This is a genomic window from Pseudoalteromonas sp. J2K-J979 (genome assembly GCF_058169715.2).
This window is the reverse complement of record NZ_CM200281.1, coordinates 290,806-304,776: the sequence shown is the minus strand read 5'-3', so window position 1 is coordinate 304,776 and position 13,971 is coordinate 290,806. Positions and strand designations below refer to the sequence as shown.

Genomic DNA, 13,971 nt, shown 5'->3' with positions numbered 1-13,971 from the left:
ACTTATAAACTCCGAATCTTATTGTTTTATTCAAGGCTAAATTGCACATCTATTTGCTCTCCATCTCGTTCGATAGTGATGCTAGCCGATGTGGCGCTGCGCAACTCATTAATTGCAGTCATCGCTTGTTTCATATCAGTGAGCGCATACCCATTAATTGAAGTTGCCAAGTCGTTTGCTTGTAACCCCATGCGATTAAATAGTTCAGGATCTTTGCCTGGACGCAGACGATAACCAACTAACTCACCGCCATTTCGCTCAGGTGAAACCTGGAGATACTCAAAGAGCTTACCTGGTTCATCCATAATCTCGTCGCGGGTTTCACGTAACTCTTCTTGCACATCTTCATCCTGTGTCGGCTCAATAACACGCGTATCATCTTCTTCAACAGGCGTGAGCCTTGATCGCGGAGTGTCTTGATGACGTGTTGATGCTAATGTTTTACTAAATTCGATCCCATCGAGCATTAACGTTTCAAAGCCACTATTCACTTGCAAAATCACGCGGTCAGCAAACACCTGTTTAACTTGCGCGCGCGTGCCTTTGACCACATCGCCCGATTGGTAAGTTTCTTGGGAGCCTTGGCTCTCAATGATCGCAAGCCCAGCTTGATCATCTAAATTAACCGCAACAACGCCCGTTAAACTAATACTGAGCCTAGTTTCTGGTGCATTGTTAATCACCTTGGGCTGTTCAACTTTAACAACTGGCTTGGCAGATACTGAGCCAAATAAATTTTGATCTGTCACTGCACGACTATTAAACGCAGAAGATGAGGATGAGAGATTTGCTTGTGGTGGCGAAATAACAGGACCTTTAGCTGGAGTCGGGACAACCAACCACACAAATTTCGCAGCTAAGAATGCTAGGTAGATCACTATCATCACCAACACACTTTGGCTTATTTTTTTCTCTGGCAACTTCGCAACTAGTTTTTTTAATTGTTCTAATTTAACTTGCATGACCTGCTGTATTTTTATAATAAAAAGCCCATCAATAGTACCCTTTCAACTTTAATACAACAAGCGCACGACTATGAATTATGGTGACACAGGCCGTGTCACAGTTTATAAAGCACCATCTAGGCCAGTATTTCTGGGTACAGAGCATGTACCGCGGCAAATGAGGTTACTTTTTTTATCACGCAAATTATGCTACCTTTCGCGCAAAATTCACCCACCTCATTAATGAATATTGTGGCGAAAATAACCAAGCAGTCAGATAAAGAAGACAACAGTGTACGCTTAGACAAATGGCTTTGGGCGGCACGATTTTATAAAACCCGATCATTAGCGCGCGAAATGATTTTAGGTGGTAAAATTCATTACAATGGGCAGCGATGCAAACCCAGTAAAATAGTCGAGGTTGGTGCCATCATAAAAGTAACGATGGGATCAGATGAAAAAACCATCACAGTGTTGGAACTCTCAGTGCATCGGCAAAAAGCCGAGATTGCTCAGCAACTTTACCAAGAGTCAGAGCAAAGTATCAAAAAACGTGAAGAGACCAGTTGGGCAAGGAAGAATAATAGTTTTTTCTCTCCCAGCCCAGATCACAAACCCGACAAAAAACAACGTCGCACATTAATTAAATTTAAGCAAAGCTAGGTAATAAATAATCATGCAACACGATTTACTTCATCGATACATATTTGAAAAATTAGATGCTCGCGGAGAGCTTGTTCAAATAGAGCAAACTTTTACAGAAATGCTTGCTGGTCATAATTACCCAGCGCCGGTTAAACAACTACTGGGCGAATTATTAGTCTCAACATGTTTGCTAACCGCCACATTAAAATTTGAAGGGGATATCGCAGTTCAACTTCAAGGTGACGGACCGGTTAAATACGCTGTAATCAATGGTGATAATAACCAAAACATGCGTGGCGTTGCGCGTATTACTGGCGAAGTGACCGAAGGTGGCGTCACCAACTTAATTGGCAATGGCTATATGGTTATTACGCTCACACCTGTTCAAGGTGAACGCTATCAAGGGGTTGTTCCCCTCACCTCGAACTCGTTAGCCGAGTGCCTTGAAGGATACTTTAAACAGTCCGAGCAGCTCAGTACACGGATGTGGATTGCCACCGACATTGTAAACGAACGACTAAAAGCATCTGGTTTATTATTACAAACGCTACCTGTCACTAATAATAAAGAAAAGTCGGCCGATGACTTCAGCCACTTAGAAGCGCTGAGCAATACCATCAAAGATGATGAGTTATTAAACCTTGATGCGATGACCTTACTTACTCGTCTGTACCATGAAGATAACCCAGAAGTATTTGAGCCACAGCCAATTAAGTTTCAGTGTACGTGTAGTCGAACAAAAACCATGACAGCTTTGATCAATGTCGGACTCGCACCGTTACTAGAGGATATCGAAAAAGAGGGCAAAGTGACGATTTCATGTCATTACTGCCTGAAAGACTATGAGTTCAATGAAAGTGAAATCCGAGGGTTGTTTTAAACACTCAAACGGTCATTATTCAGTTTATATAAAAAGCCGAGGTAAGCTCGGTTTTTTTATATTTAACAATGACACCGGTATCATATTTTTTACAAAAAAAAATGACACCGGTATCATGAAAAAAATCACATTAAATCTAGGAAAAATAGGCCTTTTAGCCACTTTTAACGGTCGTATATCCCTACTTGTTCTGTTACTATTTAGCTGACTTTTTAATCTCATGATTTACTGAGTTACCCGTTCAATCTCTCACATTTTAGGTATACACATGACTTCAAGCGCTACTCGTTTTGTTGATTTAACAGTTGCAGAATTAGTTGAACACGCCATCGCCCGCGGTGAAGGTACCCTAGCAGCAAATGGTGCATTTGTTGCAAATACAGGTCGTCGTACTGGCCGTTCACCAAAAGATCGTTTTATCGTGCAAGAGCCAAGCACACAAAATGACATTCAATGGGGCAATGTAAACCGTCCTTTCGATGCCGAAAAGTTTGATGCGCTATGGGCACGTGTAGAATCTCATGTTCAAGAAAGCAACCACTTTGTTTCTCATCTTGAAGTAGGTGCCGATCCTGAGCATTACCTTCCAGTTGTTGTTACAACAGAAACTGCCTGGCACCATGTTTTTGCAAACAACATGTTTATCAAACCTGAAAAATACAATGTGTCTGATTTACCACAATGGCAAGTGATGAATGTCCCTTCATTTGTTTGTGATCCAGAACGTGATGGCACGAACAGCGATGGTACTGTTATCATTAACTTTGCACAGCGTAAAGTGTTATTAGCGGGCATGCATTATGCCGGTGAAATGAAAAAATCGATGTTCTCTGTACAAAACTTCCTTCTTCCAGCTAAAGGTGTATTACCTATGCACTGTAGTGCAAACGTTGGTGAAGCTGGCGACACTGCATTATTCTTTGGTCTTTCTGGTACGGGTAAAACAACATTATCAGCTGATCCGACTCGTTTCCTTATCGGTGATGACGAGCACGGTTGGGCACCTGGTAGCGTATTTAATATCGAAGGTGGCTGTTACGCTAAATGTATCGACCTATCGCAAAAGAACGAGCCAGTTATCTGGAACGCGATTAAATTCGGTACAATCTTAGAAAACGTAGTTTTAGATGAAAACCGTGTACCAGACTTTAACGACACAAGCCTAACGCAAAATACACGTGCAGCTTACCCGCTTGAGCACGTTGAAAAGCGTAAAGTTGAAAACCGTGCTGGTGAGCCAAAAGCGGTTGTCTTCTTAACATGTGACGTCAGTGGTGTATTACCTCCTGTTTCAGTACTGTCTGAAGAAGCTGCGGCTTACCACTTCCTAAGTGGTTACACAGCAAAAGTAGGGTCAACTGAAATTGGTTCAACGTCGGACATCGAGTCAACATTCTCTACCTGTTTTGGCGCACCATTCTTCCCACGTCCAGCTGGCGTTTACGCAGAATTACTAATGAAACGCGTTCGTGAGTTTGGTGCAAAAGTATACTTAGTTAACACAGGTTGGACTGGTGGCCCTTACGGTACTGGTAAGCGTTTTGATATCCCAACAACTCGTGCAGTGATTGAAGCAATTGTTTCGGGTAGCTTAAACGGTGTAGAAACGCAGCACATCGACATCTTGAACCTCGATGTACCTGTTGCAGTTGAAGGCGTTGATAGCAAATTACTTAATCCTGTTAACACTTGGGCAGATCAAGCGAAATACGTTGAATATGCACACAAGCTAGCAACTGATTTCTCTGAAAACTTTGCTCAATATGATGTGTCAGAAGCTATCAAGCAAGCAGGCCCTAAAGCTGAGTAATCTCACCTCTAACTAAATACAAAAAAGCCCGTTTAATACGGGCTTTTTAATGGGCTCTAATAAAATTTTAGCCCATATATTTATCACTTCATTGTTTAATGCTTAAATAAAAAGCTTACCTTTGCTTCTAATCCGCCTTCAGGTAAATTGCGAAGCGTTACCTTCCCCTGATGCATATCGACGATCCGTTTAATAATCGCCAACCCTAAACCACTCCCTTCACTGCCCCTCGCTAAGTCTCCTTGTGTGAAAGGTTGAAAAACTCGCTCTAGTTCATCTTCGGGAATACCTGGCCCTTTATCTTGCACCGCAACAAAGGCATACTTTTTATTTTTCTCTATCCCTGTCACGACATGTATATCACCATCCGAATAACGCAGTGCATTTTCGATCATATTAGTGATAACACGTTTAATGGCCACATGACTCAACGGAATATTAGCAATACTCTCGTTAAAACTCGCTGAGATAGTACGATGATGCTGCTGACCAGAGCTAATCACTTCGGCCACCAATGCATTCAGGTCTTCTGACTGTAAATCAGCTAATTTATGGTGACGTAAATATTCTATAAATTGATCAATAATTGCATTCATATCTTCAATATCTGCAATTATTCCATCCCGAAGGTAATCTTCATTTTCAGCCATCATTTCAGTGGCCAAACGAATGCGAGTGAGCGGTGTGCGTAAATCATGAGAAACACCCGCCATTAATAAGCGGCGGTCTTCTTCAAGTGCGGCGATCCCACGGGACATTTGATTAAATGCCTTTGTTACTTCAATGACTTCGGTTGAGCCTTGTTCTTTGACTTGCGACGAAAAATCCCCCACTGCGACTTTCATCGCCGCCTGCTGAAGTTCTTTGAGCGGTCGATTAAGGTGTGTGGCAAATAACCAACCACCTAAGACGCTCAGCACACCGATACATGCTAAATAAAAAGACAAGAACTCAAGGTTCGTTTCTTTGAACCCCATCAATGGCACCCGAACCCAATGACCCGGCATTTGTGGTGGTTCAACCCAATAAACCAAAGTCTCTGACTGACTAATTCGAACACGCGCCTGCCCACCCAACTGCTCGGTCATAATTCGCGATAACATTGGGTATTCTGATGCAAATTCCAAACCTCGTTGCATCGCATCGTATTCGCTGAGCACTTCAACACCGGTGGCTTCATAAAATTTTCGCGAAATATTTGTCGACACTTCGACACCATCTTCAAACCCAATAAACACCGTTTTGACTTGCTTAGCCAGCATCAAATTCACTTGTTCTATAGTCGGTTTCACCACATAAAACGTCACTGAAATGTAAGACACGATCTGATTAATCAGCAGCAATGCGCCAACTAAAAAAACAGTTTGTCCAAATGCACTACGTGGAAATATTCGCATAGAATCATCACTAAAAAATTAAGCAGTAGAACGTAAAAAGGTGAACCTCAGTTCACCTTTATCAACAAAATCACGGTTACTTATTGCCATCTGGTACAAAGACGTAACCTAAGCCCCAGACAGTTTGGATATATCGAGGGCTCGCAGGATCCACCTCAACCATTCGGCGCAAACGCGACACTTGAACATCAATACTGCGTTCAAGAGCACTGTAATCTCGGCCACGTGCCAAATTCATCAATTTATCACGACTGAGCGGCTCTCTTGGGTGTGTCACCAATGCTTTAAGTACCGCAAACTCGCCGCTGGTCAGTGAAATCACTTCATCCCCTTTTCCCATCTCGCGGGTAGCAAGGTTTAAAGTAAACTCACCAAACGTAATTAAATTTTCTTCCGCTGTCGGCGCGCCTGGAACATCTTTAGAGCGGCGTCTTAATATCGCCTTGATGCGCGCAAGCAACTCGCGAGGATTAAATGGTTTTGGAATGTAATCATCTGCACCAAGCTCTAAACCTATGATACGGTCAACTTCATCGCCTTTTGCTGTCAGCATCACAATGGGGATGTCATTTTCTTTTTGTCGCAAGCGTCGGCAAATAGATAGGCCATCTTCACCTGGCAACATTAAATCTAACACGAGTAAATGAAAATTCTCACGCTCTAATAAACGATCCATTTGTTCTGAATTAGCTGCTGAGCGAACAATATATCCTTGTTCAACCAAATAGCGCTCTAATAGACTGCGAAGACGCATGTCATCATCAACAACTAAAATTTTGGTAGTTTCATGTCCCATAGTCATAATTAATTATTCTTATTCAAGTTATGGTTTTAATATAAAAGAAATAACACAATTTAAGAAAGTGTTTTCGCGATAAGATTGTTACACAAAGTTTCAACTAACGCTGGCTAACTATTGATTATTTATAGCGTATTGCCACAATATAATACTCAGAGACACCTGCGGCAGAGCAAAATTCAAATTCGTCTTCAACGCTTTTGCCTAAAATAGCACGTGCAAACGGCGAGTCGATACTCAACTTTCCTTGGCGCAAGTCAAACTCATCAGGCCCAACTAATTGATACTCAATCTCTTCCTCTCCATCTTTTTCAACGGTAACAAACGCGCCAAAATACGCTTTTCCCTCTTGCTGTGGAGAAGGGTAGACCACCTGTAATTCTTCTAATCGTTTATTTAAAAAGCGCACTCGGCGGTCGATTTCTCGCAAACGGCGTTTACCATAGATGTATTCTGCATTTTCCGAACGATCACCAAGCGCCGCCGCTTCAGAGACTGACTTTGTGATTCGCGGGCGCTCTTCTTTCCATAAATAGCGCAGCTCTCTTTCAAGGCAATCATAGCCTTCTCGTGTGATATAATTGGACTTCTTCATAGTGAATAGAGACAATCAGGTCATTAGTTACAATCAATTAGTGCTAATAATTCATCTGATTGATTTAAGAAACAAGTGAAAACTGAAAAAAGGTTCATGAATGACCACAATCTCACAGCAGCTAGCACACGAACTAAACGCATCTCAACAACAAGTCGTTGCCGCAACTAAATTACTGGACGAAGGCGCTACGGTGCCATTCATCGCGCGATACCGTAAAGAAGTAACTGGCGGTTTAGATGACACACAGCTGCGTTTATTAGAGCAACGCTTAGGTTATTTAAGAGAGTTAAACGAGCGCCGCGAGTTCATACTCAATACCATCAGCGAACAAGGTAAACTCAGCGATGCCTTAGCCAATGACATCCGCGGCGCACAAAGTAAAACTGAGTTAGAAGATTTATATTTACCCTACAAACCGAAGCGTCGCACTAAAGGCCAAATAGCCATCGAAGCAGGGTTAGCCCCACTGGCGGACGCTCTGTACACAAACAATGATCTTGACCCAAATGCCGCAGCCCGTGATTTTATCAACACCCAAGCGGGGATCAACGATGAAAAAGCAGCCTTAGATGGCGCCAAGTTCATTTTAATGGAGCGTTTTGCAGAAGATGCCAAGTTACTGGCTAAACTCCGTGCCCACTTACAGCAACATGCATTTATCGAAAGTAAATTAATCGCGGGTAAAGAAAAAGAAGCCACCAAATATCAAGATTATTTTGCTCATAGCGAGCTATTAACAAAAGTGCCTTCGCATCGTGCTTTAGCCATGTTACGCGCTCGCAACGAAGGCTTTATCAATTTAGAGCTCAACCCTGACCCGCAATCTGAATCACCACACGAAGTGTGCAGCAATATGATTGCCCAGCATTTTAAGCTTGATATTCAACACAATGCTAACAGCGCTTGGTTACTGACTGTGGTGCAATGGACTTGGAAAGTTAAGCTCAAACTGCATTTAGAAAATGAATTTTTAGCCAGCATGCGCGAAAAAGCAGAAACCGCTGCAATTGACGTATTTGCGAAAAATTTAAAAGATCTCCTGATGGCTGCGCCTGCTGGTGCAAAAACCACCTTAGGACTTGATCCTGGTCTTCGTACCGGCGTTAAAGTAGCGGTGGTCGATCAAACAGGTAAGCTACTCGCTACCAATACTATTTTCCCTCATGCACCGCAAAACCACTGGGAAAAGTCACTACGCACACTGGCGCAAATTTGCCGCCAACATAAAGTTGAATTAGTCGCCATTGGTAATGGTACTGGCTCGCGTGAAACAGACAAACTCGTGGCTGAGCTAATCAAAGCTGAGGCTGATTTAAAGCTCAATAAAATTGTCGTCAGCGAAGCCGGCGCTTCTGTGTATTCTGCTTCCGAATTTGCTGCGAATGAATTCCCGGATTTAGATGTTTCGTTACGGGGTGCAGTATCGATTGCTCGTCGCTTACAAGATCCACTTGCCGAACTAGTGAAAATTGAACCTAAATCAATTGGTGTAGGGCAATATCAGCACGATGTATCACAAAGCCAACTGGGCCAAAGCCTCGTTGCTGTTGTCGAAGACTGTGTAAACGCCGTTGGTGTAAACGTCAACATGGCCTCTGCTCCTCTGTTAGCGCGTGTTTCTGGTTTAAATAAGACTCTGGCACAAAACATCGTTCGTTTTCGTGATGAACATGGTGAATTTAATAGCCGAACAGAACTCAAAAAAGTCGAACGTTTAGGCCCTAAAGCCTTTGAACAAGCTGCGGGATTCTTACGTATTAATCAAGGGAAAGATCCTCTTGATGCCTCGGCGGTACACCCTGAAGCCTACTCCGTAGTCAAAAAGATGGCTCAATCGAGCCAAGTTGAGGTAGCAGCGCTAATTGGTAACAGTGATGTATTAAAAACACTCAACCCCAGCGACTTCACTTCAGAAGAGTTTGGTGTGCCAACCATCACAGACATTATTGGCGAACTCGACAAACCAGGACGCGACCCTCGTCCAGAGTTCAAAACAGCTTCATTTAAAGAGGGAGTTGAAAAGGTATCCGATTTGAAACCGGGTATGATTCTCGAAGGTGTGGTTTCCAATGTGGCTAACTTTGGCGCCTTTGTTGATGTCGGTGTTCATCAAGATGGCTTAGTGCATATTTCAGCCATCACCAACAAGTTTATTTCTGATCCTCGTGAAGTAGTTAAAGCCGGTGACATTGTGAAAGTGAAAGTGCTTGAAGTTGACGCATCACGCAACCGCATTAGCTTTACCATGCGCTTAAATGATGAGTTACCCACCACACAAAATCAGAGTAAATCAGCAACTGCGAAAAAGCCTCAGTCTGCGACTAAACCAGCGAGAGCGAAAAAAGAGTTTACCAATCCAGCATTTGGTAATGCCTTTGCCGATGCATTTGCCAAAGCCAAAACAAAAAAATAATCCATACAAAAAAGGCTCTTTCGAAGAGCCTTTTTTCTTATCACAAACCCGATAAAAATTAAGCAGGGTAACGCGCTTCTAAACCTTGATAAACTTGCTTAGCAAAGTCAGGGTGAGCAGTATCAAGAGATTTAACCACTTCTACAAGGTGCTCATTGTCTTCTTGACCATTCCATATCTTAATGTAACTCCCATCTTTGTAGCCATGATCTTGACGGAAGAAATTAAGCGTATTTTTACCAACATAACCACGATATAAATCATCTAAACTCATGCCGATTTGTTGCATACAGCCTGCAAACGCAGCGGCATCAAAACGCTTTTCCATCACTGCAGCACCTGCTAATAGCTCAAGGGTTTGTTTGAAGTCTTCGGCGACCACAGGTTTTGAGATATCAGTAAATAATTGCTCAGCTAGCGCTTGGTAACTTGTTTGGCCATCAATACGCATTGCAATACCAAAATGGAAAATATCAACTAATTCTAAGATCACTTGTTCGGTATCGGGTGTTTGTTTTTTCCACCATTTCCAACCATAGTGATCAAGCATTTCGGCACATTCAACCCAAATTGCTCGATACCACTCAAAGCCCTGCTCGAACCACTGCGGATGAATCTTAGTGTTCATCGCATTTTGCATTTCAAGCATGGTCGCTAATTTTGAAATATCTGCAGACATCGCTATTCTCTATTTTGAATCTGAAAAGCTCATCATACTCGAAACTCAGGGCACGTGAAATTTTTTTACCAAAACTCAGTTCTAATTCTCCACACTCACTATTAAGATTATTTATGAAATACTTTTACTTACTTGCTTTACTCTTTACCAGTTCAATCACACTCGCTGCAGACGCATTTAATATTAAATCCACTGCTGAGTCAGTGAGCCCCCTCCTACCTGGTTTAACAGTCCCAAACAGTACACTATTAGACAAACAGGGAAATAAGGTGACCACTGATACATTATTTGCAGATAAACCGACTGTGCTGGTTGTGTATCGGGGTGGCTGGTGTCCATTTTGTAGCCGTCAATTAATGGGGCTGGGACAAATTACAGCGAAGCTTGAGGCGTTAGGGTTGCAAATCATAGCGGTTTCACCTGAGCAACCGTCCGTTTTACAAACCAGTAAACTAGATAATGGCTATCGCTTACTTTCTGATATTGACTTAAGTTTTAGCCAAAAACTTGGGTTGGCTTTTTATTTAGATGATAAGACGGCACAAATTTACCGCGATAAACTCGGGGTGAATTTCGTTGGACTTGAAGGAAAACCCCAAGTTGCTCTGCCTGTACCGGCCGTTTTTCTAATCGATACACAAGGCATGGTGCACTTCCAATACACCAACCCTAATTACAAAGTCCGCTTAAGTAATGCTGTTTTGCTTAGTGCCGCCGAGCAAATGATAAAGGATACAAAGACTTCAAAATAAGTCTTATCGAAAAAATTAATAATAAAAAAGCACACGAGTTCGTGTGCTTTTTTGTCTAAAGAATAGCAATGTGCTTACCTGAGCTCAAAATCGCACTCATCCACAATGACATAACGAGCCGCAAATGTTTCTCCAGTATTAAATTCAATTCGCATCGCTTTAAGATCAAATAATGGATGGGGGTAATCGTGAATCCAATGCATTGTCGCCTCGCACACCGCTTCTAATTTATGCAAACGAAAACTATCCATAACCACGACGGCTTCATCCCCTTCCAAAAAGCTACGTTCAACATTTTCAGGCCAATCTGCTTCTGGAAAGTTTTGGGTCAAAAAGAAAGTTAAATCACGATTATCTATTGGCTCTTTGACTTCTTCTACGACTGATTTTGCTCTTTGAGCGAACTGCATAAGCGATTGCTGTTGATCCACTTCCATCTGACGCTCTCCAGCACTACAACTGCGAGTGGTGTAGCGGATCTCCCCAGTTGGACTCACGCATTTATTTAATTGTTTTTGAGCAAAGCTCATTGTTGGTAATAGCAACAATAACGCAATTAGATATTTCATTTTTATTCTCAACAATGTTTTTGGCAACATTTTCATCGTCAATCAACGTCATGTTGAAGATGATAAATTGACATTTATTTTACAAATGCTACCGCAATTTTATGCCTGCAACAACTATAAGCACTCGCTATCGGAACATTCTTTTGCAACCGTTAGCGGTTCTCAAAGCGATTGTAATCAAACAAGCCAAACGCATCACCTGTGTATTGTTTTGCAACATCATGTAATAAGTCACTATATTTCCAAAACTCAGGATCTGTACGTCGAATCGCAAAGCGTGATTTGAGTACCTGATAGTCAGCCAATGTTTTTATATTCTTCAGCTGGGTAACGAAATCGCCTACTTCATTTGGGCTAACATACCAAATAACAGCAGGGTAATCCCCGATGAAGCCACGCGCAATCGTTAACGTATCTTCTGAATAAGCCCGTTGCGATTCTTCATTTAATAAGCTCGTAATATTAAAGTGCGCGTTATTTTTAATAATGGAATAAGCACGATGAGTCTCATTTTCAGGTATCAATATAAATGACACTTGCGGTAAATTGGTAATGCTGAGGCCCGAGCTCTGCTCAAGCTCTTTAAGCTGCCTAAAATCATCCTGAACAAATTGGTGGGCTTGAGATAATACAGGCGCAAGATGCTTCTTTAATTTTGCATATAATTCGGCCTGAGGATTATCCGTTTTGTAAACCACTCCGGACTCTTGAATGAATCGATTTTTATCTTGCATGTATTCATTAAAATTAAGGGCCGAGTTACGATACCAATGCTGATGAATGCGTTCACGACTATTCGCAGGAAGTAACGCTAAAAAGTTTTGCTCACCTTCAATGCGTAAAAAATCCATATACAAGCGCGTATTCAATTGGTGGCCAACATTACCGTACACATCAAACCCCGCCACCAGCAAATAGTGAATTCGTTCAAATAAGGCGTAATCAATCACCCAAGCAGTCTTAGGAGGCTGACCAACAAGACCTTTAGTCACCGTTGCGCTATCAAAGTGACGAAAAATTGTCAGCGCTGCATTCTGGTTGCGCCCTTCTCCTTGCCAAATTAAATTTAAATTTAGTTTACTTGGATCGACAAAAACCTGATTCATCAAATCCATTTTGGCTGAGAAATACTTTAGTTGCGCTTTGGCATACTTAAACCAAGAAGCCACTGGGAGTGCCGCACTTTGATCTTGAGCGGGCAACGTTAGTACATCTTGATTTTGAGCTAAAAATTGACCAATGTCCGCTTTACTATTTTTATCAGGGTCGATAAAAAACACCCAAAAATGGTCATTAATTACATTTAGTGCGACCTGCCCTCGGCACACAGGCCCTTTGATAAAGCCCATAATAATAAGTTGAGCTTCGTCGAGCATAAATTGGTATTTAGCTGATGTCGGAATTGCTTCAAATGCCTTGAAAGGGTTCGCACTAATTTCAGGTCGATAGCTTGGTAACGAAGCGACCTCATAGTCTGGTGCAAGAAATTGTTGGTAAATACGTGCTAACTTACTATCGTTTAACGCAAGTGGTAAATGAGTTTTTGCCAACACCGTACTTTTATCGTGGCGAAGACGATAGTAAACCTGTGGCACGTTAGGATCATCAATCGGGCGCAAAGTGTTAATTTGTTCGATAGCCTGTCCTGGCGGTGTTTTTGAGCGAACTAATTTGAAAAAGTTCCGATTAGGCTGAGAGTCAAAATAGATATGCGCCAAAAACCAATGCTCATAAATATACCGAGCCATCAATTGATGTTTATTAGGTGTTTGATTTAAAAATGCTTCCCAACGCGCAACTTGCTCCACTTCTTGCGCACTTGGCTCATTAATTTGCGCCATTTTGGCTCCACCCGCCAGCCAAGCTTGTAAGGTCGTCAACTCTTGACTGGATAGACCTGGAAAACCATAAGGCATTCCTGCTAATGGGTTATCTTGAGCAAACTGCTGGTAATGTTCCGCTGAAGGACAGCTTTGATTCCGATCTAATGAAAAATCAAATTCATCACCTAATACCGCTTTTTCAGGTAGAGGGTGAGCCTGTTTCAATACCAGTGACTGATGCATCACACTTGCCGCTAAATTTGCTTCAGGGCTTTGCATGTGCTCATTTAATACAGGTTTAAATCCTCTGGATCGCCATTGTTCAGTGGTTTGAGCATCAAGGAATAATCGTTGCGGCGTTGCTGCAAGTAACCTTGCACCATCGTAAACCAATTCCTCCGTGATACCGCGGTCGATACCTTCTGGAGAAGATAATTTCAGCTGGCACGGGGCATCGTAACATCCGTGACATACAACACAGCGACTTTCAATGATAGGTTTAACAGTGTCGAGGTAATGGATCGCTTCACGGTCATGTAACGTCGTCATTCTTAATTTTGGTGCGGGTTCACCGTACAAGGTGTCAAATTGCGTGACACCATACAGCGCACACCCTGTCATGGTGATGATCAAACACACTAACGCGAAACGATTAAACATGG

The 13,971-nt window shown here is 42.3% G+C and carries 12 protein-coding genes; 5 read left to right on the top strand and 7 right to left on the bottom strand.

Annotated elements, in window-relative coordinates; all coding sequences use genetic code 11:
• Nucleotides 1-26 precede the first annotated feature (26 nt).
• Complete coding sequence (gspC, locus tag AC3KVK_RS01445) at nucleotides 27-962, bottom strand: type II secretion system protein GspC (RefSeq protein ID WP_490311205.1); 936 nt, start codon at nucleotides 960-962, stop codon at nucleotides 27-29.
• 234 nt (nucleotides 963-1,196) lie between these two features.
• Between gspC and hslR the strand changes: the two genes are divergently transcribed.
• From hslR to AC3KVK_RS01430, 3 genes are all read left to right on the top strand, one after another.
• Nucleotides 1,197-1,607, top strand: a complete 411-nt coding sequence (gene hslR / locus AC3KVK_RS01440; protein WP_518526922.1) for a ribosome-associated heat shock protein Hsp15 — start codon at nucleotides 1,197-1,199, stop codon at nucleotides 1,605-1,607.
• Nucleotides 1,608-1,620: 13 nt separating this feature from the next.
• The gene (gene hslO / locus AC3KVK_RS01435) at nucleotides 1,621-2,469 is read left to right on the top strand and encodes an Hsp33 family molecular chaperone HslO (RefSeq protein ID WP_490311206.1); all 849 of its coding nucleotides are present in this window, start codon (nucleotides 1,621-1,623) and stop codon (nucleotides 2,467-2,469) included.
• Nucleotides 2,470-2,737: 268 nt separating this feature from the next.
• Nucleotides 2,738-4,279: a phosphoenolpyruvate carboxykinase gene (locus AC3KVK_RS01430; protein WP_490311207.1), complete on the top strand. Its 1,542-nt coding sequence runs from the start codon at nucleotides 2,738-2,740 to the stop codon at nucleotides 4,277-4,279.
• 95 nt (nucleotides 4,280-4,374) lie between these two features.
• Here AC3KVK_RS01430 and envZ read toward each other — a convergent pair whose 3' ends face one another.
• From envZ to greB, 3 genes are all read right to left on the bottom strand, one after another.
• Nucleotides 4,375-5,676, bottom strand: coding sequence for a two-component system sensor histidine kinase EnvZ (gene envZ, locus AC3KVK_RS01425; RefSeq protein ID WP_490311208.1), 1,302 nt, complete (start codon nucleotides 5,674-5,676; stop codon nucleotides 4,375-4,377).
• Between the two features lie 76 nt (nucleotides 5,677-5,752).
• Complete coding sequence (gene ompR / locus AC3KVK_RS01420) at nucleotides 5,753-6,478, bottom strand: osmolarity response regulator transcription factor OmpR (RefSeq protein ID WP_490311209.1); 726 nt, start codon at nucleotides 6,476-6,478, stop codon at nucleotides 5,753-5,755.
• Nucleotides 6,479-6,596: 118 nt separating this feature from the next.
• Complete coding sequence (gene greB, locus AC3KVK_RS01415) at nucleotides 6,597-7,070, bottom strand: transcription elongation factor GreB (protein ID WP_490311210.1); 474 nt, start codon at nucleotides 7,068-7,070, stop codon at nucleotides 6,597-6,599.
• 100 nt (nucleotides 7,071-7,170) lie between these two features.
• Between greB and AC3KVK_RS01410 the strand changes: the two genes are divergently transcribed.
• On the top strand, nucleotides 7,171-9,486 hold the full coding sequence (locus AC3KVK_RS01410) for a Tex family protein (RefSeq protein WP_490311211.1): 2,316 nt from the start codon (nucleotides 7,171-7,173) through the stop codon (nucleotides 9,484-9,486).
• A gap of 58 nt (nucleotides 9,487-9,544) precedes the next feature.
• Here AC3KVK_RS01410 and AC3KVK_RS01405 read toward each other — a convergent pair whose 3' ends face one another.
• On the bottom strand, nucleotides 9,545-10,165 hold the full coding sequence (locus tag AC3KVK_RS01405; protein WP_490311212.1) for a dUTP diphosphatase: 621 nt from the start codon (nucleotides 10,163-10,165) through the stop codon (nucleotides 9,545-9,547).
• Between the two features lie 113 nt (nucleotides 10,166-10,278).
• Between AC3KVK_RS01405 and AC3KVK_RS01400 the strand changes: the two genes are divergently transcribed.
• Complete coding sequence (locus AC3KVK_RS01400; RefSeq protein ID WP_490311213.1) at nucleotides 10,279-10,917, top strand: peroxiredoxin-like family protein; 639 nt, start codon at nucleotides 10,279-10,281, stop codon at nucleotides 10,915-10,917.
• A gap of 74 nt (nucleotides 10,918-10,991) precedes the next feature.
• Here the strand turns inward: AC3KVK_RS01400 and AC3KVK_RS01395 are convergent, their stop codons facing one another.
• On the bottom strand, nucleotides 10,992-11,486 hold the full coding sequence (locus AC3KVK_RS01395) for a hypothetical protein (protein ID WP_490311214.1): 495 nt from the start codon (nucleotides 11,484-11,486) through the stop codon (nucleotides 10,992-10,994).
• A gap of 152 nt (nucleotides 11,487-11,638) precedes the next feature.
• Nucleotides 11,639-13,969: a fatty acid cis/trans isomerase gene (locus AC3KVK_RS01390; RefSeq protein WP_490311215.1), complete on the bottom strand. Its 2,331-nt coding sequence runs from the start codon at nucleotides 13,967-13,969 to the stop codon at nucleotides 11,639-11,641.
• Nucleotides 13,970-13,971: the final 2 nt, after the last annotated feature.

Coding starts and splice junctions, on each gene's coding strand:
- greB (WP_490311210.1), bottom strand. CDS start 7,070: ATGAAGAAGTCCAATTATATCACACGAGAAGGCTATGATTGCCTTGAA.
- hslO (WP_490311206.1), top strand. CDS start 1,621: ATGCAACACGATTTACTTCATCGATACATATTTGAAAAATTAGATGCT.
- AC3KVK_RS01395 (WP_490311214.1), bottom strand. CDS start 11,486: ATGAAATATCTAATTGCGTTATTGTTGCTATTACCAACAATGAGCTTT.
- AC3KVK_RS01430 (WP_490311207.1), top strand. CDS start 2,738: ATGACTTCAAGCGCTACTCGTTTTGTTGATTTAACAGTTGCAGAATTA.
- AC3KVK_RS01410 (WP_490311211.1), top strand. CDS start 7,171: ATGACCACAATCTCACAGCAGCTAGCACACGAACTAAACGCATCTCAA.
- AC3KVK_RS01405 (WP_490311212.1), bottom strand. CDS start 10,165: ATGTCTGCAGATATTTCAAAATTAGCGACCATGCTTGAAATGCAAAAT.
- AC3KVK_RS01390 (WP_490311215.1), bottom strand. CDS start 13,969: ATGTTTAATCGTTTCGCGTTAGTGTGTTTGATCATCACCATGACAGGG.
- ompR (WP_490311209.1), bottom strand. CDS start 6,478: ATGACTATGGGACATGAAACTACCAAAATTTTAGTTGTTGATGATGAC.
- envZ (WP_490311208.1), bottom strand. CDS start 5,676: ATGCGAATATTTCCACGTAGTGCATTTGGACAAACTGTTTTTTTAGTT.
- AC3KVK_RS01400 (WP_490311213.1), top strand. CDS start 10,279: ATGAAATACTTTTACTTACTTGCTTTACTCTTTACCAGTTCAATCACA.
- gspC (WP_490311205.1), bottom strand. CDS start 962: ATGCAAGTTAAATTAGAACAATTAAAAAAACTAGTTGCGAAGTTGCCA.